Here is a 17913-nt window from a genome sequence, read left to right as displayed (position 1 = left end):
CGTGAACCTGCTGCCGCGCCGCCGGGGCCTGTGCCATCATCGACAGCAAACATGAGAAGAATCAGGGCTGGGTCCCAACCAAGTGGCGGCTCTATGCATGGAGACACGGCGCAGGTGTGGCGAGGGCATCTGTCCACGCAAGCTGCGGGCCCGCGAGAACGCCGCGCCGCGCTGGCGACCGTCATCGTCTCGACCCTCGTCTTCCTGACCGCCCTGCCCTTTGCCCGCACGCCGCTGGCGCAGGTGCCGGCCTTCGTGCCGATCTACGTCGCCTCGCTGGTGATCTTCGACCTCATCACCGCCGTGCTGCTGTTCGGCCAGTTCAATGCGCTGCGTTCGCTGGGCTTGCTGATCCTGGCCGGCGGCTACCTTTTCACCGCAGCCATCACGGTGGCCTACGCGCTGATCTTCCCCGGCTTCTTCTCGCCCACCGGCCTGCTCGGCTCCGGGCCGCAGACCTCCTCGGCGATGTACATGGCCTGGCACGCCGGCTTCCCGCTGCTGGTCATCGCCTACGCCCGCATCAAGGCGGCCCGGCCCGGCCGGCATGCGAACGGCCACTGGCTGCGCGGCCGGGCCCGCCTGCCCATCCTGGTGACCATTGCCGCCGTGCTGGCCGTGGTCACGGCCGTCACCGCCTTCGCGACGCTGGGCCATGGGCTGCTGCCGGAGTTCCTGCACGGCCACCGCACGACGCCCACCGGCCATGCCGTGCTGACCGGCATCTGGCTGCTGAGCCTGCTGGCGCTGGCCACGCTGTGGCGGCGTCGGCCGCACAGCGTGCTCGACCTCTGGCTGCTGGTCGTCATGTGCGTCTGGCTGTTCGACCTGGCGCTGGCCGCGCTGCTCAACACCGGCCGCTATGACCTGGGCTGGTATGTCGGCCGCCTCTACGGCCTGCTGGCGGCCGGCTTCCTGCTCATCCTGCTGATCAGCGAGAACAGCCGGCACTACGCCCGCCTGGTGCGCATGTCGGCCGAGCTGAGCGAGGCGAACGCCGAACTCTGGCAGCTGTCCGTGCACGACGGCCTGACCGGCCTGGCCAACCGGCGCGCCTTCGATCGCCATCTGGCCGAGCAGGTCGCGATCTCTTTGCGCCACCAGCGCCCGCTCGCCCTGGCGCTGGCGGACGTGGATCATTTCAAGGCCTACAACGACCACCACGGCCACCCGGCCGGCGATGCCGCGCTGACCCGCATCGCCGGCGCGCTGCTAGGTTGCTGCCAGCGGCCCGCCGACATGGCGGCGCGCTACGGCGGCGAGGAGTTCGCGCTGGTCCTGCCCGACACCGCCCGCGACGGCGCCCGCCACATCGCCGAGGGTGCCCGGGCTGCCGTGGGCCGGCTGCGCATCCCGCACGGCCATGCCCCGGCCGGCGCCCATGTCAGCATCAGCGTGGGCGTGGTGGTGATGGACGGCCGCAGCCCGTGCAGCGTCGAGCAGTCGATCGCTGCCGCCGACGCCCTGCTCTACCAGGCCAAGCACGCCGGCCGGGACCGGGTGGCCTGCGAGCCGCTCAGCCCTGCACCGGCACGCTGATGTCGAACCAGAACCGGCTGCCCTGGGCCAGCCGGCTCTCCAGCTGGATCTCGCCGCCCATCATGCGCACCAGCTGCCGGCTGATGGCCAGGCCCAGGCCGGTGCCGCCGACACGCTGCTCGGCGCTGCCGGCCTGCTCGAAGGGCTCGAACAGCCGCACGGCCTGGTCCTCGGCGATGCCCACGCCCGTGTCCTGCACCTCGAAGCGCAGCCGCACATGGCCTGGCTCGACGTCGGCCGCCGGCAGCGTGCGGGCCAGCAGCGTGACGCCGCCGACATGGGTGAACTTCACCGCATTGCCCAGCAGGTTGAGCAGCACCTGGTTGAGCCGCTTCTCGTCGGCCAGCACGACGGCGGGCAGCAGCGGGTCCAGCTGCAGGGCCAGCGTGATGTGCTTGTCCTCGGCCATGACGCGCATGATGTCGATGACCGCCTGCAGGCGCTGCACCAGGTCGATGGGCGCGACGCGCAGCTCGGCCTTGCCGGCCTCGATGCGCGACAGGTCCAGGATGTCGACGATCAGCGTCAGCAGGTGCTGGCCGCTGCTGTGGATGATGTCCAGGCCGTTGCGCTGCTTGGCGCTGAGGCCCTCGTCCATCTTCAGGATCTGCGCATAGCCCATGACGGCGTTCAGCGGCGTGCGCAGCTCATGGCTCATGCGCGCCAGGAACTGGCTCTTGGCGCGGCTGGCCACCTCGGCCCGCTCCTTGGCCACGCTCAGCTCCTGCGTGCGCTCGCGCACCAGGTCCTCCAGGTGGTCGCGGTGGGCGGCCAGCTCTGTCTCGCGCTCCTGCAGCACCGCCAGCATGCGGTTGAAGCTGTGCGCCATGGCGGCGATGTCCTTCGGGCCGCCGGCCGGCGCGCGCACGTCCACCTCGCCGCGCTCGACGCGCTCCATCGCGTCCGACAGCGCCGCCAGCGGCCGGGTCAGGCGCAGCGCCAGGAAGCGCACCGCGAACAGGAACAGCGTCGCGAACAGCAGCGCCACGCCGAAGTTGGCGATGAACAGCGAGGTCTGCGTGCGGTGCAGCGTCTCCTTGCTCTGGATGACGCGCACATGGCCCAGCAGTTGCGCGGGCTGCAGCGTCACGTCGAAGGGCGAGGCCTCGGGGCGGTTCCACACCGGCGCGGCGAAGGCCCAGCTGTCTTCGGTCTCCTCGGCCAGCCAGGGTTCGCTGGCGGCGCGCGCCGGCGGCACGGCGGGCCGGGCGTCACGCGCCGAACCGAGCGCCAGCAGCAGCCGGCCGTTGGCGTCGCGGATCTCGATGCCCATGACGTCGGGGAAGGCCAGCGAGGCACGCACGGCCTCCTCGGCGTTGTCGGCCGCCGCATACAGCAGCGCCAGCGAGCTGTTGGAGGCCAGGTTGGCCGCCACGCGCCCGCCCTGCTCCATCAGCATGGCCCGCACCTCGCGGCCGCCCTGCCAGGCGTTGACGGCGGCCACCAGCAGGGACAGGCACAGCGCGCCCAGGGTGACGGCCACGCTGAGATGGCGGCGGAACGAGGCCTCGCGCAGCCAGCGGGCATAGGCGCGCAGCAGCCAGGGCCGCTGCGGCGCCATGGGCGCGCCCTCGTCCCGCGCGAGGGCGGGCGGCTGGCTGTCGAATGGAGGGGGTGGCGACACGCTTGAACCTCAGCTGGAGGGGTAGACCAGGTCGAACCCGGACTGCACGGCCGCGACATCGATGCCCAGGTGCGCGGCGGTGCGGATGTTGATGGCGGCACGCGCCTGGCGCAGCGGCAGCACGCCGGTCATGCCGGTCCGCGAGCCGGCGACCAGCCGCTGCGCCGAGGCCGCCAGCGTGCGCCCCAGCTCGTGGTTGTCGGGGTAGAGCGAGAACAGCGCGCCGCGCCGCACATGGGCCAGATGGCTGGAGAACACGGCGATGTTGCGGTTCCAGCCCTCCTTGAGCACCAGCGGCAGCACGATGCCGTCGTCCACCGAGGTCGGGTCCTGCGGCAGCCACAGCGCGTCGCGCGCCGGGTCCGCGGCGGCCAGCAGCTGGGTGTAGGCACGCAGCGCCTCGGCCTGGTTGACGACCTCCTGGGCCAGCAGCTCCAGCCCCTCGGCGCGCGCCGCCTCGCGGGCCAGGCGCACCAGCCAGGCGTTCAGCTTCGGGTCGCAGACCAGGTGCACGCGCCGCGTGCCGGGGCGCAGGCGCTTCAGGCGGCCCAGCATCAGGGCCGGGTCGGGCGCCAGCGTGTGCACGGGGAAGCTGCGTGCCTCGGCCTCCTGCACGGACACGACGCAGCCCACCAGCACTGGCATCTCGCCGGCAAGAGCGCTGGCGACGCGCATGCCGCCCCGGCCCAGGCCGATGAGCACCTGCAGGTCGCGCTTGCGGATGTCGTCGGCCACCAGGGCCGGGTTGGCATTGCTGGCCATCGCGACGCTGGCCACCGGGCCGCCGAGCTTGTCCTCGATGCCTTCGAGGATGCTGGCGAAGACCTGGCGGAAGGGCTCGCCCAGCTCCGGGTAGACGACGGCGAGCGAGCGCCCAAGCTCCGCCGCCACCGCACCGCTGCCGGCCAGCGCCACGGCACCGCCCAAGGCCTGTCGCAACAAGGCGCGGCGCGTGGCGTGGGCGGGGGAACCGGGCTCAGTCAAGTGAAGGGCGCAACGTGGAGGGGCCGGGGCGGGTGGGCGGCATTATGCAAAGGCGAAGAGATCGGCGACGGTACCTGCACTGCGTAAGGGCGGTCCCCGGAAGGAGCGACAAAGTCGTGCACGATGCCACCACCTGCGCGGCTGAGTTGGCATGCAGCGGTGTCGAGGGCGCTTCAGCGGCCGAGCACCGGCAAGCATGCTTGCCCGAAATGCGAAGGCTGCGCGAGGCCTTCCGGCCGCCGCACCGGCGACAGCACAATGCACCCCGTCCACCGCCCACTGCTGAATGGCTGCAATGAGATCGTTCCTCGGATCGGCACTTCTGGGAAGCCTGTGCTGCACGGCAGGGTTGCCGCTCGCCGCCGCCCAGGCCCCGAGCGAGGAGGAGGAGCTGGCGCAGGTCTACGGCGACAAGACCACCATCAGCATCGCCACCGGCGCACCGCAGGCGCTGCGCCGCGCACCGGCCGTGGCCACGGTCATCACCGCCCAGGACATCGCGGCCATGGGCGCCACCGGCATCGACGAGGTGCTGGAGAGCGTGCCCGGCGTGCACGTCAGCCGCAGCAGCAACAGCTTTGCGCCGCTCTACCTGATCCGCGGCATCCACAGCGAGTTCAACGCGCAGACGCTGATGCTGCTCAACGGTGTGCCGCTGACCACGCTGTTCGTCGGCAACCGCGGCCTGGGCTGGGGCGACATGCCGGTGGAGAACATCGCCCGCATCGAGATCATCCGCGGCCCCGGCTCGGCGCTGTACGGCGCCGACGCGTTCTCGGGCGTCATCAACGTCATCACCAAGACGGCGGCCGATGTGGACGGCGTGGACCTCGGCGTGCGCGTCGGCTCGTTCAGGAGCCGCGACGGCTGGCTGCAATACGGCGGCCGGCTGGGCGCCTTTGACGTGGCCACCTACCTGCGCGTCGGCAGCACCGACGGCCAGCGCGAGACCGTCAGCGCCGACCAGCAGACCGCTCTCGACGGCGCCTTCAACACCCGGGCCAGCCTGGCACCCGCCCACATGAACGTGGGTTTCAAGGCCCTGGACGCCAGCGCCGACCTGAGCCGCGACCGGCTGCGCCTGCGCGCGAGCTACAAGCTGCGCGACGACCTCCAGACGGGTGCCGGCGTCGCCGGCGCACTGGACCCGGTCGGGCGCTATCGCATTGAGCGGATCACTTCGGACGTGTCCTGGTCGGACATCGAACTCGGCCGTGACTGGCGGGGCACGCTGACGGCCAGCTATCTGCACTACCAGCAGACCTTCAACGCGCCGCTGCAGCTGTTCCCGCCGGGCGCTTTCGGCGGCACGTTCCCCAAGGGCATGCTCGGCGCGCCCAGCACCTGGGAGCGGCAGGTCCGGCTCGCGGCGGTGGCGCACTACAGCGGCATCCAGGGCCACAACCTGCGCATCGGCGCCGGGCATGACGACCTGGACATGTACCGGACGCGGGAGTTCAAGAACTTCACCATCATCGCCAGCGGCCCGGCCACCGGCCTGCCGGTGCCGTTGCCCAGCGACCAGCTCCAGGAGTTCCCGCCTGCCGAGTCCTTCGCCGAGCCACACCGGCGCACGGTCAGCTATGTCTACCTGCAGGACGAGTGGCGCGTGGCCAAGGACTGGACGCTGACGGCCGGCCTGCGTCACGACCACTACTCCGACTTCGGCAGCACCACCAACCCGCGCGCGGCGCTGGTCTGGGATGCCAACCTCGACCTCACCATCAAGCTGCTCTACGGCCGCGCCTTCCGCGCCCCGGCCTTCACGGAGCAGTACAGCATCAACAACCCCGTCATCCGCGGCAACGCGGCGCTCAAGCCCGAGACCATCAGCACGCTGGAGGCGGCGTTCTCCTGGCAGGCGCGGGCAGACACGCAGCTCAACCTGAGCCTGTTCCGCTACGGCATGAAGGACATCATCCGCACCACCGACACCGGCGGCGGCACGGCCCGGTTCAACAACATCGGCGCCCGCCACGGCACCGGGCTGGAGCTGGACGCGCAATGGGACGCGACGCGCAAGCTGCGCCTGAGCGGCAACGTCGCGCTGCAGCGCTCCATCGAGGACGCCACGGGCAGCGACGCCGGCTACGCACCGCGCGTGTTGCTGAACGCCCGGGCCGACTGGAGCCTCGCCAACGGCTGGCTGCTCGGCGTCCAGGCCAACCATGTGGCCGACCGCAGGCGCCCGGCAGGCGACGCGCGCGCTGCGATCGCCGACGACACGACGGCCGACCTCACCTTGCGCACCGGCCGCGGCAAGGGCCGCTGGGACTTCGTCGTGTCGGTGCGCAACCTGTTCAACGCCGCCGCCCGCGAGCCCAGCATGGCCCCCGGGCTGGCCCTGCCGCACGACATCCCGCTGGCGCGGCGCTCGCTCTACGTCCAGGCTGCGCATCACCTCTGAACCCTGGGCGCACGCGGCTTGGCGCGCGTGCAGAGTTCACGAACCGCAGCACCCTCCCCCTCGCTACACCCACCCCTGGGCACCCCGGTGGCGACAGCACAATACGCGTCCACCATCACCCACCTCGGAGACGCCAGCAATGCGACCTTTCTTTCGCCTGGTGATTCTGGGCGGCCTCTGCTGGACGGCAGCGCAGCCGGCCGCGCTCGCACAGGCGCCGAGCGAGGAAGATGAGCTGGCGCAGGTCTACGGCGACAAGACCACCGTCAGCATCGCCACCGGCGCTGCACAGTCGCTGCGCCGCGCGCCGGCGGTCGCCACGGTCATCACCGCGCAGGACATCGCCATGATGGGCGCGACCGACCTGGACCAGGTGCTGGCCACCGTGCCCGGCATCCACGTCGGCCGCAACAACCAGGGCTACAACCCGCTGTACATCGTGCGCGGCATCTACAGCGAGTTCAACGCGCAGACGCTGGTGCTCTACAACGGCGTGCCGATGACGACCATGTTCATCGGCAACCGGGGCACGATCTGGGCCGGCATGCCGGTGGCCAACATCGCGCGCATCGAGGTCATCCGCGGCCCGGGTTCGGCGCTGTACGGTGCCGATGCCTATGCCGGCGTCATCAACATCGTCACCAAGGGCCCGGCCGACACCGAAGGGCTGGAGCTGGGGCTGCGTGCAGGCTCGTTCGCCAGCCGCGACGCCTGGCTGCAGTACGGCGGCGAGCTGGGCCCGCTGGCCGTGGCCGCCTACCTGCGCGCGGGCCGCACCGACGGCTTCAAGGAGCTGGTGCAGGCCGACGCGCAGACCGGGCTGGACGGCTTGTTCGGCACCAACGCCAGCCTGGCGCCGGGGCCGGTCAACACCGGGCACGACGCGGTGGATGCGCACGTCGAAGGCAACTACGGCAAGCTGCGCCTGCGTGCCGGCTACACGCTGCGCGACGAGGTCGGCACCGGCGCCGGTGCCGGCGGCGCGCTCGACCCGGTCGGCAAGGGCCGCAACCAGCGCTGGAACGCCAGCGTGTCGCTGTCCGAAGTGGCGCTGGCACCCCAGCTGCTGCTGAACCTCAACGCCAGCTATTTCCAGCTCATCAACCAGTTCACGAAGCCCTTGCAGGTCTTCCCGCCCGGGTCATTTGGCGGCAGCTTCCCGCAGGGCATGTTCGGCGCGCCCAACACCTGGGAGCGGCAGACGCGCGTGGCCGCCGTGCTGGCCTACACCGGCTGGGCCGGCCACCAGGTGCGCCTGGGCGTGGGCCATGATGACCTGGACATGTACCGCACCCAGGAGTTCAAGAACTTCACCATCATCGACTCCGGCCCGGCCATGGGGCTGCCGATGCCGCTGCCGGGCGGGCAGCTGGTCGAGTTCGCGGTCGACAAGTCCTTCGCCACGCCGCAGCGGCGCCGTGTCAGCTATGCCTATGTGCAGGACGAATGGAGCGTCGCGCAAGACTGGACGCTCACCGCCGGCGTGCGGCGCGACAACTACAGCGACTTCGGCGCCACGACCAACCCGCGCCTGGCCCTGGTGTGGGACGCCAGCCTGGACCTGACCGTCAAGCTGCTGATCGGCCGCGCCTTCCGCGCGCCGTCGTTCTCGGAGGAATACAGCATCAACAACCCGGTCATCCGCGGCAACCCGCTGCTGAAGCCGGAGCGCATCAGCACGGCCGAGGCCTCCATCAGCTGGCAGCTGGGCGCGGCGACGCATCTGCAGGCCAGCGCCTTCCGCTACACGATGACGGACATCATCCGCGCCGCGAGCATCGGCGGCGGCACCAGCGAATACACCAACCTGGGCACACAACGCGGCCATGGCTTCGAGCTGGAGCTGGTGGTGGACGTGGCACGCAACCTGCGCCTGGCGGGCCACTACGCCTACCAGCGCGCCGTCGACGAAAGCACCGACCACGACGCCGGCTACGCGCCGCACCAGATGGCCTTTGTGCGTGCCGACTGGCACTTCGACAAGGGCTGGGCGCTGAGCGGCCAGGTCAAGCGCGTGGCGGGCCGCATGCGCGCGGCGGGCGATGCCCGCCCGCCCGTGCCCGACTACACCAGCGCCGACCTGACGCTGCGCACCTCGCTGCGCCAGTCCGGCTGGGACCTGGCGGTCTCGGCCCGCAACCTGTTCAACGCCGACGTGCGCGAACCCAGCCTGGCCAGCACCGGCGTGCCCTACGACCTGCCGATGGCGGGCCGCTCGGTGGACGTGCAGCTGGTCTATCGGTTTTAGCCGCCCCAGGCCCGGGGCGCGGCGCCTTCGTAGGTCACGTTGTCGCAAGCCAGCGGCAGCAGCGTGCCGGCCGGCTTCTCGCTCGCCTCGATGTAGCAGGGCTGCATGCCGGCCAGGAAGGCCGGGAAGCCGTACTGGTAGTGCTGGCGCGGCGTGAAACCCATGTCCGACGTGAGCGCGGCGGTCAGCGCGGCGTAGTTCATGCGCAGCCGCCAGCGGCCGTCCTGCAGATGCTTCTCGACGGCCAGCGCGGCCTGCACGTGCGCGCCGCCGGCCAGCCCTTCCCGCTCCACCAGGCGCAGCATCGGGCCGATGCGCTCGTCGCCCGCCGCGATGGGCCGGCCGTAGCCGGCGATGGCGCGGTGGCGCTTCAGCTCGTCGCGCACGCAGTCGTCAAGACTTGACCCCGACGCGATCACCTGCTGCGCGCGCTGGATGAAACTGGCGGCGCGGATGTCGATGCCGCGGCCGTAGATCTCGGCCTCCGATACCGCCAGCGCCGCCGACACGGCCAGCGTGCCCGAACTGCGCGCGCTGCCGGCCAGCGCGGCCACGCGGTTGTTCCAGATGCGCGCGTCCGGGTAGCTGGTGCAGACCCAGATCGCATGCAGCACCTTCAGCTGCGCGGCCGAGTAGCGCTGGCCGGTGATGCCGAAGACATACAGCGCCAGCCAGTCCATGTCGGCCAGGTCGGCATGCAGGTCGTGCCCACGGAACACCGTGCGCTGGCCCACGAAGGCGCCGCCCATGCGGGTGCGCAACACGCCGGCGTGTTCTTCAAGCAGCGAGATTTTTTGTGCGGTCATGCGGGTCATCCTGAAGATCCAGCGCGAAGAACGGAAAGTCCTTGTAGCTGCCGGCGCGCTGCTCCAGCGCATGGGCTGCGGCACCGGGCAGGCGCAGCAGCAGGTGCAGCATCTCGCCCTGCTCCGAAGTGAAGCCCAGGTCTGCCAAGGCCGCCGCAGCAACGCCCGACATCGCCACCGGCAAGCCCACGGCCGCTTCGATTGCGGCTTGATGCGAAGCCAGCCAGCGCAGGCGCGGGCCATCGCCAATATCGGCGAGCCGCTGCAACGCATCACGAACGATGCCGGCCGTGACCACGCCATTGGGCTCGAAGCCCGGCGGATGCTCGGCCTCGGGCCAGATCGCCGACGTGGGCGCCGCAGACGACACCCAATGCGTCGCAAATGATTCAACGTCCCGCGGCGCGTCGGTCCACAGCGTGATGGCCGCCGCCACTTCCTGTGCACCGCCATGGCGGCCCGCCCCCACGGCCAGCGCGGCCATCAAGGCCGCTGCGGCCGGCGAGCGGCCCAGCCCCGAGCACATCGCCGCGTGCACGGCCGCATCGCGCGGCCCCGCATTCGCCAGCGCCACGGCCAGCGCCTCCAGCAAGCGCGCCTGCGCGTCGGTCGGCGCGTCCTCGCGGAACAGCAGCCACAGCATGTCGACCCAGCGGGCGCGGCCCAGCATGTCGCCATACACGTCGTAGCCCCGGCAATGCGCGGCACGCGTGGCGAAGCGGTCAGCGGGCTCGGCCTCCTCGCGCCAGATGCGCGTGTGGACCTGCGCCATCACATCAGCTGGCTGATGCCGCCGTCCACCACCAGCTCGGCGCCGACGACATAGGACGAAGCCGGCGAGGCCAGATACAGCACCGCGTTGGCCACTTCCTCGGCCGTGCCGAAGCGCTGGCTGGGCGAGCGCTGCGTGAGGTCGGCACGCGCCGCGTCCACCGCCTCGCGCGGCACGCCGTCCCAGCGGCCGAAGCCGGGCGTGTCGATGGGGCCGGGGCACACCGCGTTGACGCGGATGCCGCGCGGCGCCAGCTCCAGGCTGGCCGTGCGCACCAGCGAACGCGCGGCCGCCTTGCAGGCCGCATAGGCCGAGAAGCCCGGCGCGCCGACCTGGTTGGCGATGGACGTCGTCACGACGATGGACGCGCCCGGGCGCAGCAGCGGCAGCGCGCGCTGGATGGCGAAGAACACGCCCTTGAAGGCGACGTTGTTCATCGCGTCGAACTGGTCTTCGCTCATGAACTCGATGGGCATGGGCGAGCCGCCGGTGGCGTTCAGCACCAGCACGTCGAGGTGGCCGAACTTCGCCTTCACCTGCGCCATCAGGCGGTCGATGTCGTCCAGCTTGCCGGCGTCGCTGCGCTCGGCCAGCAGGTCGCGGCCCAGCGAGTCGCGCGCTGCGGCCAGCGTCGCTTCGTCGCGGCCGGTGATCATCACGCTGGCGCCCTGCGCCATGAAGAGCTTGGCGGTCGCCAGGCCGATGCCGCTGTTGCCGCCTGTGATGAGGGCCGTCTTGCCCAGCAGAGATCCGGTGTTCGTCATGTCGCTCATTTCGCAGTACCCAGGGTTTTCATTCGAAGATTCATTGGCGGCACTTCCTCGCCGTCGATGCGCACGTCCAGCAGCGTCGGCCCGCCACGCGAAAGGATCGCGTTGAAGTCCAGCGCGTCCAGGTCAGCGGGCGAGCGGATCACATGGCCCGGGATGCCCATGGCGGCGGCCATCATGGCGAAGTCCACCTTGGGCAGCTCGAAGCCGATGGGCTCCGCACCGGCCAGGCGCTGGCCGTGCTTGACCATGCCCAAAGCGCCGTCGTTCAGCACGACGTACAGCACCGGCAGGCCCAGCTCGGCGGCCACGGTGATCTCCTGGCCGTTCATCAGATAGCTGCCGTCGCCCGTCAGGCAGACGACCGGGCAGCGGCGGTTGGCCATGGCGATGCCCACGGCCGAGCCGATGGCCCAGCCCATGGGCGCGAAGTCCATCGTCACGCGCAGCCAGCTGGACGGGCGCGTGCGCCGCTCCTGCCCTGCCGGCAGATAGGGCCCGCCCGGCATGCGCGCGCTGCGCTGGTCATGCGGCGCGAGGTAGTGCACGGCCCAGGCGGCGCTGTTGCCCGCGTCGGCGACAAAGCGCGTCTGCGGCGGGCAGCGCTCGCCCAGCGTGGCCAGCAGGCGCTGCGGCTTCACCGGCGCGCTGTCGTTGTGGATGGCGGCCGGGCTGTCCACCATGGCCTCGTAGGCGCGGGCCGCCTTCTGCGGGTGCAGGAACGGCAGCACGGTGGCGTCCTGCCCGCTGTTGGACGGGGCCAGCAGCGTGATCAGTTGCTCGCACACCGACTTGATATGGCCGCGCACATGCAGCCGCGCCGTCGGCGAGCGCATCAGGTTCTCGTCGCTGTCGTCCACATGGACGAGGCGGCTGTTCAGCAGGTTGGTGGACCAGCCACCGCTGTTGAACTCACCGAAGCCCGTGCCCAGCGCGATGACGAGGTCGGGTTCGCTGCTCAACAACTCGGCCGCGCTCGAATGGCCGCCAAAGCCGAATACGCCGCGAAAGCGCGGATGGCGCGGGTTGATGAAGCCCTTGCCGTCCGGTGTGGCGATGAAGTGGCCGTCGGTCAACTGCACCAGTTGCATCAGCTCGTTGGCCGCCTCGCCGCAGCCGTCGCCGATCAGCCAGACCGGCGCGCGCGCCGAGAACAGCAGGCGGGCCAGCTGACGCACGGCCGGCAGGTCCACCAGCGCCGGCGCGCGGCGCAGCAGGCCCGAGAAGTCGGGCGTCTCCAGGTCGTCTGGCAGCGGCTGGCGCAGGATGTCGACCGGGATGGACAGGTGGCTCGGCCCGCTGGGCGCGCGCTGCGCATGCATCAGCGCGTTGAACAGCTTGATGGGCAGCTGCTCGGCATGCGAGACCAGCGAGTTGTAGCGCGTGCACGGGCGGAACATCGCCATCGTGTTGATGCCCGTGCAGCTGCTCTCCTGCAACGCGCCCTTGCCGAAGTTCTTGATCGGCGGCTGGCCGGTGATGACCAGCATCGGCACGTTGTTGTCATAGGCGCAGGCCACGCCGGTGATCAGGTTGGTGGCGCCCGGCCCCGAGGTGGCGATGCACACGCCGATCTTGCCGGTCTCGCGGGCATAGCCGTCGGCCATGTAGGCCGCGCCCTGCTCGTTGCGGGCCACGACGGCCTGCGGGCCGCCGCGCCGGCCGCTGCGGGCGAGCGCGTTGTACAGCGGCTCGATGGCACCACCGGGCACGCCGAAGACGTACTCGACGCCGAGGGCTTCCAGCGCCTCGACCAGCAGGTCGGCGGCGTCACGGGCGGCGGGTTCGCGCGCCACGTCGTGCGCGGCGGCATAGAAGGGAGCGAGAGCAGTGTTTGATTCCACGGTGCGGTAGCGGCAGGCAATAGGACACCGCAGCGGGCTGCGGAACCCTTGCTTGAGCAAAGGCACCGGCGGGTCCGCACGGCATCAGGAACTGGACAAACCCACCCAAAAAAGGTGGACCCTTGAACGGCCAATGGACGCAAAGTCCCAAAGGCCTCGCTCCCCCTGCGTGCGCTGTTGGCCTGACTAAGCCCGCGCCGTCTGTAGTCTGCGCATGAAGCCGTTAGCACCGCGCAGTGGACGCAACTGTATCGAGGTGAAACTTACCCACATCCCCGCGAATGCGGGAAAACACGGAATCTCGGACTGTCGTTCGTGAACTAGTGCGCACCCCAACGGGGTCAGGGCTTGCCTCGTGCGCCTGCGAGCTGTGCCACGGCGGCCAGCGTCGTCTGCGAAGCGTTCAGCCCAAGCAGAAAGTCCTTGTCCGAGTACGTCGAGTACAGGTCGGTGGGCTGATGCCAGTGCGGGTTCCAGCCGGCGCCGATCTGCATGCCGCGTTCGTTCTCGCGCAGCGAGACGGCCGGCACCAGGTCCATGAAGGGCACCGAGTCGGTATTGGTCATGCGGTTGCCCACGGCAGCCGGGTAGTCCGTCGCGTACTTCTCGTTGGCCGCTCGCAGGGCCCAGGCCAGCTTGGCGGCGCCCTCGGCCTGCTTGGCGTTGACCTGGAACTCGATGTTCACGTCGGCCTCGGCGCGCTGCTCCTTGGGCGCCGTGTAGACCGGCTGGCCGCGCGCGTCGAGCACCGGCTTGCCGGCAGCGTCCAGCTTGGGGATGGGCATGCCGTGGTCGAACAACAGCATGTCGTGCTGGATCACGCCCAGCCAGGTCGGCTCCGGGTAAAGACCTGACCCCTTGGGCGACTCGATGCCTTGCAGGTCCTTGCGCTGGGCGATGTAGGCATGGGCGCCGTTCAGGCCGGTCTCCTCGTTGTTCCAGAGGATGAAGCGGATGGACCGCTCCGTCGTCACGCCCGGCGCGTTGAACACGCGCGCCAGCTCCATCACCAGCGCCGTGCCCGAGCCGTCGTCGTTGGCCGCCTCGCCGAAGCCGATGCCGTCCATGTGGGCCGACACGATGTACATCTCGTCGGGCCGGGTCGTGCCCACCTTCGTGCAATAGACGCTCTCGCGCGGGCCCGTGCCCAGCGGCGTCTGCTCGCTGTTCAGCGCGCGCAGCTTCTCGTCGGGCTGGGCCATGGGGTCGGTGTTCACGCCGGTGGACGCGCGCTTGCCGAACAGCGTGCCGCCGCCTTGAGCGGCAGGGCCGCCGGCTCGCAGTGGCTGCAACTGGGCCGGCCCGCGCTTGACGGGCTCGGTGAACTCGTAGCGCAGCCGCTCGGTGTTCGTGCAGCCATAGCTCTTCAGCTGCGCTTCTATCCAGTCCAGCGCCGCGCGGTTGCGCGCCGTGCCCTGGCGCCGGTCGCCAAACTGCGTCAAGCCCTTGATGGTGGCCTTGTACTTGTCCAGGTCGAGCTGGTTGACGAGCGGGGCGACGGGGTCGGCCGCATCGACGGGTGCCAGTTGGGCATAGGCGGTCAGGCAGGCGGTGGCCAGCGCGGCGGCAGCGAGAGCGTGTTTGGATTGCATGGTGAGCAAGCGGGGAGTCGGGTGCCACGCATCCTAGTCATGCACGCGGGTCCGGCAGGGTCGCCGACAGCAGCAAGGCCGGCTCGTCGCGGTCGTCCGGGTCGGTCACCAGCAGCAGATGCAGCGCGCCGTTCTCCACGGTCACCGCAATGCCCTCGGCCTTGCAGCGCAAGGACAGCGGCCACACGCCGAGCAGGCGCCCATCGGCTGCCACGACACCCACGGCCGAGCCCCGGCACGGGCCATCCAGATAGCTGTCATCCGTGGCCTCCGCCGCCGCGCAGAACACCCAGCCGCCTTCCGGCAGCGCCGCGCCATCGGTGAAGCACAGCGGCACGCCGTCGATCGTGCCGAGGTCGTAGGGCGTGCTGGCGAGCGGCTCCGGCGCGGGCGCGATGCCGTCCAGCCAGGCCTGCATCGCCGGCCAGTCGTAACTGATCAGCACATTGACCGGGCTGGCCTGGATGCCCCGCTGCAGCAGGCAGAAGTGGCCGGCAGCGACAAAGGCGCCTTCGATGTTCAGCTGTTCATGCCTGGCGAGCAGCGGCGCGTACAAGGGCGAGAGGTCAATCTGACGCACAGCGCTGTGGACCTCACCCGCCTCGCCGTAAGCCAGCAGCGCCGCGCGTTGGCGCTGAGGCCGCGACCCGGAACCTATGGCCAGCAGCGCGCCCTGCGGACAGCCCGGCCAGGGCGGCAGATGGACCAGCGCCTCCAGGTCCGGCTTGGCGGCCTTGCGGGCCTTGGGCTTGTCGGGCAATTGGCCGTCGAAGGGCCGGTGCAGCTGGCCGAAGTTGTAGCCGGACAGCTCAAACACGGCCAGCATGTGTTCGTCATCGGCAACGACAAACAGCCGCTGCCCCACCTGGACCAGGCCGCTGGCGGCGCTGAGATGGTCCGGAGCGGCATCTGCCTCGACGGACAGGGTTCGGACGACTCGGACCTCCAGCATGGCAAAGCTCCCGGCAAGCGTCCGGAATGCTAGCTGCGCCGGGAGTGGCATGGACACAGGTGAGGCGTCGGGACAAGGCTGCTTTGCAGCGGTTTCTGACGGTCGCGGCCGGCGTGGCTACGACAGCAAAGTGCCCTTATGGAGAGCTGTACATAAGGGCACTTATGCACAGTGCTCAGTTATGTGCAGGTCTCCGATACCGATAGGCTGCAGGCCCCGTGAATGCTGGCGTTGCGTGCGTCAAGGGCGATGACGCGCTGCACATAACGTTTGATTTCCGACGAGGCGAGACTGAGGTCCAACAGTCTTGCCACGCGGCAGCCACCGACGCGATGACGATGGCACACCGCCCCAACCGACATCGCCCGTTGTGACAGGTGCTCTCTCGGCAGGGGGCAATCAAATTCCTGAGATTGGAACAGTTCGCCGCACGCTGGAGATGAAGCTGCGGCGCGCACCCCAGCAAGGATTCATCGCGTTTGACGCCTTTGAGCATGACGAAACTATGGACAGTTTCGAAGCCCAGGCACGCCCCCCCGCACGAGGGAGATGTCGCACGAGCACCTACTGAGCTACTCATAATCGAGCACTGTGCATAAGTGCCCAAAGCCGAAAGTCGCCGACCCGCGGCTACAGGCTGATCTGAGTCATTCGCGGATCAGAGCTTGAGCGGCCGCTGCCGCCTACTCCGGTCACAGGAGTCCATCGCGCCATGCTGCCATGGTCGGGCCGGCCGTTTGGCACCGCGTTAGCCGATCTCGTGCCGCGGCGGGCCGACTTCGTCGCATGGCCCTCGCCGGCCGCGACAGCGCTGCAGACACTGAGCGCACTTTTGACTGCTGACCAAGCACCCGATGGCGAACCGCTGCCCCTGCACGAGCTCAGTTGGTCCTGAAACCCCACCAAGGAAACGCCCCACGATGCCCCGTTTGTTCCTGCCCCCCCTGCTGTTCGCCACCCTGCTCTGCGCTCAGCCGGCCGCCGCCGAGCGGCCGCTGCAGGCGCGCAGCCACGATGCCATCTCCATCAAACCAAGCCAAAGAGCAGCGCTATTGGACGGCCGTTGTGGCAACGACGAATGGGACGTAGCGACAAAGATCGAGTTGCCTGCGCAGGTCGCCATCTATCTCATGCACGACAGAGAGTATTTCTACCTTTGCGTCAAAGGCAAGGCAGAAGACTACACGGGATTGGATCTATACATAGAGCACGAAGAAACGGGCCATCTTCACCATTTTCATCTGTCCGCCCAAATGGGCGAACGCGTGCACACCGACAAAGGCTGGGGTGAATCGGCGACCTGGGACCTCAAAGACTATGCAGGATTCTGGATCCCGTACTTTGGGCTTGAAGATCCCGAGAACAGAAAGGGCCCCAAGTTCGCCCGAGGTACACACAGGCAGATGCAAGTGCTGCGCAAGAAATTTGCCGGCACCACTTGGAACATGATGATTGGTGTAGGCGCCATCCGGCACGAAGGCAAAGGCGCAGCGTTTGTATATCCAGAAGGCGCCGTAAATAGCGACAAGTCGACCTGGCGGAAGTATTCGTTCTCTGAGTAAAACCTAGATACTCCGTTGAAGGGGATTGGGAACGGCCGGAGCAAACCGCCGTTCCCGCCGCTGATGCTGAAGAAGGCGCTGGTCGAGATGGGCTATTACCAGGCCCGGCGGCCTGGCCGGCGAGCTGGGCCGCGCGGCCCACCACCGGCCGCCCAACAAGCAGCCGGCGGAGTGAGCGCGGTCGATCACATCTGCTTGACGCGGTGCGCGTAACTCTCAGCCACGGTGAGCGGCTCGCCGCCCTGCTTGAGCTGCAGCTGCAGGCGGCTGCGGAAGTCGCGCTGCAGGCCAGCAACAGCCTGCAGATTGACCAGGGTCGAGCGGTGGGTCTGCCAGAACTGCTGCGGGTCCAGCTCGTCGACGAGTTCCTTCAGCGGCTTGCGGATCAACGCCTCGCCCTAGGCCAGCACCAGGCGGGTGTATTTGCTGTCGCTCTGGAAATACAGCACCTCGTCGACGGTAATCAGACGCAGGCTGTTGCCCACTGAGGCATTGATCCAGCGCAGGTATGCGCGCGGGCCGGGTGGGGCGGCGGCGCCGAGCTGCTGCAGCACCTGTTGCAACGCGTCGCCCGGCGGCAGGCCGGCCAGGCGCAGGCGCTGCACGCTGCTGAACAGGCGGGCCGGGGCCAGTGACTTGAGCAGGTAGTCGATGGCTCAATGGCTGCTTGACGGCAGAGAGCGTAAGTAGTCGGCCCTGCAGAACGCCTGCAACCCGCATGAACACTAGCTTTTCGGGGTGAGTGCCGATGGTCAGAACTCCCAGGAAGATATTCAATCCATAGCAGTTGCTGGGAGTTTTGGGGAGGCGAGT

General features: G+C 69.4%; 14 protein-coding genes. 4 read left to right on the top strand and 10 right to left on the bottom strand.

The window, feature by feature from the left end; all coding sequences use genetic code 11:
* The first annotated feature begins 93 nt into the window (after positions 1-93).
* Complete coding sequence (locus ACG00Y_RS13835; RefSeq protein ID WP_394479715.1) at positions 94-1539, top strand: sensor domain-containing diguanylate cyclase; 1446 nt, start codon at positions 94-96, stop codon at positions 1537-1539.
* Here the strand turns inward: ACG00Y_RS13835 and ACG00Y_RS13830 are convergent.
* Entirely contained in the window at positions 1517-3163 is a 1647-nt protein-coding gene (locus tag ACG00Y_RS13830; protein WP_394479713.1) for an ATP-binding protein, read from the bottom strand. The genes ACG00Y_RS13835 and ACG00Y_RS13830 overlap by 23 nt on opposite strands.
* Positions 3164-3172: 9 nt before the next feature.
* Positions 3173-4147, bottom strand: coding sequence for an ABC transporter substrate binding protein (locus ACG00Y_RS13825; RefSeq protein WP_394479711.1), 975 nt, complete (start codon positions 4145-4147; stop codon positions 3173-3175).
* A 295-nt stretch (positions 4148-4442) separates the two neighbouring features.
* Between ACG00Y_RS13825 and ACG00Y_RS13820 the strand changes: the two genes are divergently transcribed.
* Both ACG00Y_RS13820 and ACG00Y_RS13815 read left to right on the top strand, forming a co-directional pair.
* On the top strand, positions 4443-6554 hold the full coding sequence (locus ACG00Y_RS13820; protein ID WP_394479709.1) for a TonB-dependent receptor plug domain-containing protein: 2112 nt from the start codon (positions 4443-4445) through the stop codon (positions 6552-6554).
* 139 nt (positions 6555-6693) lie between these two features.
* The gene (locus tag ACG00Y_RS13815; RefSeq protein WP_394479707.1) at positions 6694-8802 is read left to right on the top strand and encodes a TonB-dependent receptor plug domain-containing protein; all 2109 of its coding nucleotides are present in this window, start codon (positions 6694-6696) and stop codon (positions 8800-8802) included.
* Here the strand turns inward: ACG00Y_RS13815 and ACG00Y_RS13810 are convergent.
* The 6 genes from ACG00Y_RS13810 to ACG00Y_RS13785 form a co-directional block, all read right to left on the bottom strand.
* The gene (locus ACG00Y_RS13810; protein ID WP_394479705.1) at positions 8799-9608 is read right to left on the bottom strand and encodes a citrate synthase family protein; all 810 of its coding nucleotides are present in this window, start codon (positions 9606-9608) and stop codon (positions 8799-8801) included. The two genes, ACG00Y_RS13815 and ACG00Y_RS13810, sit on opposite strands and share 4 nt — an antisense overlap.
* Entirely contained in the window at positions 9580-10380 is an 801-nt protein-coding gene (locus tag ACG00Y_RS13805) for a citrate synthase family protein (RefSeq protein WP_394479703.1), read from the bottom strand. Before ACG00Y_RS13805 ends, ACG00Y_RS13810 begins: the two co-directional genes overlap by 29 nt.
* Complete coding sequence (locus ACG00Y_RS13800) at positions 10380-11144, bottom strand: SDR family oxidoreductase (protein ID WP_394479702.1); 765 nt, start codon at positions 11142-11144, stop codon at positions 10380-10382. The genes ACG00Y_RS13805 and ACG00Y_RS13800 overlap by 1 nt, the downstream gene beginning before the upstream one ends.
* A 5-nt stretch (positions 11145-11149) precedes the next feature.
* A complete protein-coding gene (locus ACG00Y_RS13795) occupies positions 11150-12994 on the bottom strand; it encodes a thiamine pyrophosphate-binding protein (RefSeq protein WP_394479701.1) in 1845 nt (614 codons plus the stop codon).
* 341 nt (positions 12995-13335) lie between these two features.
* Positions 13336-14586, bottom strand: coding sequence for a M20/M25/M40 family metallo-hydrolase (locus ACG00Y_RS13790; RefSeq protein WP_394479699.1), 1251 nt, complete (start codon positions 14584-14586; stop codon positions 13336-13338).
* A 37-nt stretch (positions 14587-14623) separates the two neighbouring features.
* The gene (locus tag ACG00Y_RS13785) at positions 14624-15538 is read right to left on the bottom strand and encodes a DUF6929 family protein (RefSeq protein ID WP_394479697.1); all 915 of its coding nucleotides are present in this window, start codon (positions 15536-15538) and stop codon (positions 14624-14626) included.
* Between the two features lie 920 nt (positions 15539-16458).
* Here ACG00Y_RS13785 and ACG00Y_RS13780 point away from each other — a divergent pair.
* Positions 16459-17100, top strand: a complete 642-nt coding sequence (locus ACG00Y_RS13780; protein WP_394479695.1) for a hypothetical protein — start codon at positions 16459-16461, stop codon at positions 17098-17100.
* Between the two features lie 185 nt (positions 17101-17285).
* Here the strand turns inward: ACG00Y_RS13780 and ACG00Y_RS13775 are convergent, their stop codons facing one another.
* Positions 17286-17489 carry a LytTR family DNA-binding domain-containing protein gene (locus ACG00Y_RS13775; RefSeq protein WP_394479693.1) on the bottom strand — a complete coding sequence of 68 codons (204 nt, stop codon included), beginning with the start codon at positions 17487-17489 and terminating at the stop codon, positions 17286-17288.
* Between the two features lie 9 nt (positions 17490-17498).
* Positions 17499-17705, bottom strand: a complete 207-nt coding sequence (locus ACG00Y_RS13770) for a hypothetical protein (RefSeq protein ID WP_394479691.1) — start codon at positions 17703-17705, stop codon at positions 17499-17501.
* Positions 17706-17913 lie beyond the last annotated feature (208 nt).

The sequence above is a fragment of the Pelomonas parva genome (assembly GCF_043555835.1).
Lineage (GTDB): Bacteria > Pseudomonadota > Gammaproteobacteria > Burkholderiales > Burkholderiaceae_C > Pelomonas > Pelomonas parva.
The sequence above is the reverse complement of the archived record's forward strand: the minus strand, read 5'-3'. Positions and strand labels throughout refer to the sequence as shown.